Origin of the sequence: Myceligenerans indicum, from assembly GCF_016742955.1 — a bacterium.
GTDB lineage: Bacteria > Actinomycetota > Actinomycetes > Actinomycetales > Cellulomonadaceae > Myceligenerans > Myceligenerans indicum.
Genome location: NZ_JABBYC010000121.1, coordinates 1 through 1466, shown reverse-complemented (window position 1 = coordinate 1466; position 1466 = coordinate 1). Strand labels below are relative to the sequence as shown.

1 protein-coding gene is annotated in these 1466 nt (G+C 69.2%); it reads left to right on the top strand.

Translation table 11 applies throughout. The features are described from left to right. The first annotated feature begins 122 nt into the window (after window positions 1-122). Window positions 123-1463: an ISL3 family transposase gene (locus HGK34_RS22170; RefSeq protein WP_244667063.1), complete on the top strand. Its 1341-nt coding sequence runs from the start codon at window positions 123-125 to the stop codon at window positions 1461-1463. Window positions 1464-1466 lie beyond the last annotated feature (3 nt).

The following is a 1466-nucleotide window of genomic DNA, read 5'->3' as shown; positions in this document are numbered from 1 at the left end:
GGCTCATGGGACATCCGGTAGGGGCGGCGGCTTGCCGGTGAGCACGCTGCTGGTGGTGGGGGTCGAGGTCCCCGAGGATCAGAGGCGACCAAGCTCTCTGTTCGTTCTCGAGGACCTCGACGTTGTCCAACGCTACGGGGTGCTGTGAAGCGCCCACGACTCCTGATCATGATCGCTGCCGCCGATGCGACCTGCTCCTGGGCCTGGCCGGGGTGCACGTCGAGCATGTCGAACGCGGTCCGACGCTGACGATCACGATCTCGTCGGCTACGCGGTTGATGGGGTGTCCCGCGTGTGGCGTCGTGGCCGAGGGTCGCGGGCGACGGGTGCGGATCCTGCACGATGTTCCGGGCGTGGTGCCCGTGACGCTGCACTGGAGGCAGCGGACCTGGCGCTGCCCCGACGCCGGCTGCCCGGTGGGTGTCTTCGTCGAGCAGGTCCCGGATCTGGTGCGCCCACGAGGGTCGCTCACCTGCCGGGCCGTGGCTTGGGCGATCGGTCAGCTGCGTCACCAGCATGCCACCGTCGCGGGTCTGGCCCGGCTGCTGCAGGTCGCATGGAAGACACTGTGGCGGGCCGTGCGCCCCGAGCTCGAACGCCGTGCCGCCGACGAATCCCGATTCACCGCGGTGAGGAGCCTCGGAGTCGATGAGCACGTCTGGCACCACGCCAATCCGAAGACGCGTGGCCCGAAGGAGCTGACCGGGATGGTCGACCTCACCCGCGATGAGCAGGGCCGCGTGCACGCCCGACTGTTGGACCTGGTGCCGGGCCGGTCGAAGAAGGCCTACGTCGACTGGCTGACCGCCCGTGGCCAGAAGTTCCGCCAAGGCGTCGAGGTCGCGGCGTTGGATCCGTTCGGCGGCTACAAGTCCGCCATCGACGACCAGCTTGAAGACGCCACCGCGGTGCTCGACGCGTTCCACGTGGTCAAGCTCGGCACCCAGGTCGTGGACGAGGTGCGCCGCCGGGTCCAGCAGGACACCACCGGCCACCGCGGCCGCAAGGGTGACCCTCTGTTCGGCATCCAGACCATCTTGCGCGCCGGCGCCGAGAAGCTCACCGAGAAACAGCAGGCTCGTCTGGCTCGCGCGATCAACGCCGACGAGGCGCACGAAGAGGTCTTCGTCGCCTGGCAGTGCGCCCAGCAACTACGAGCCGTCTACCGCACCACGGACCTGGCCGAGGGCCGGCGCCTGGCCGAGAAGATCCTCGCCTCGTTCCACACCTGCCCGATCCCGGAAGTCGCGCGCCTCGGCCGGACCCTGCGCAAGTGGCGCGCCGCATTCCTGGCCTACTTCACCACCAGCCGCTCATCGAACGGCGGCACCGAAGCCATGAACGGCATCATCGAGCTCCACCGCCGCCTCGCCCGCGGCTACCGCAACCGCGACAACTACCGCCTACGCATGCTCCTCGCCGGCGGCGGACTCGACATCACGCCCCTACCGGATGTCCCATGAGCC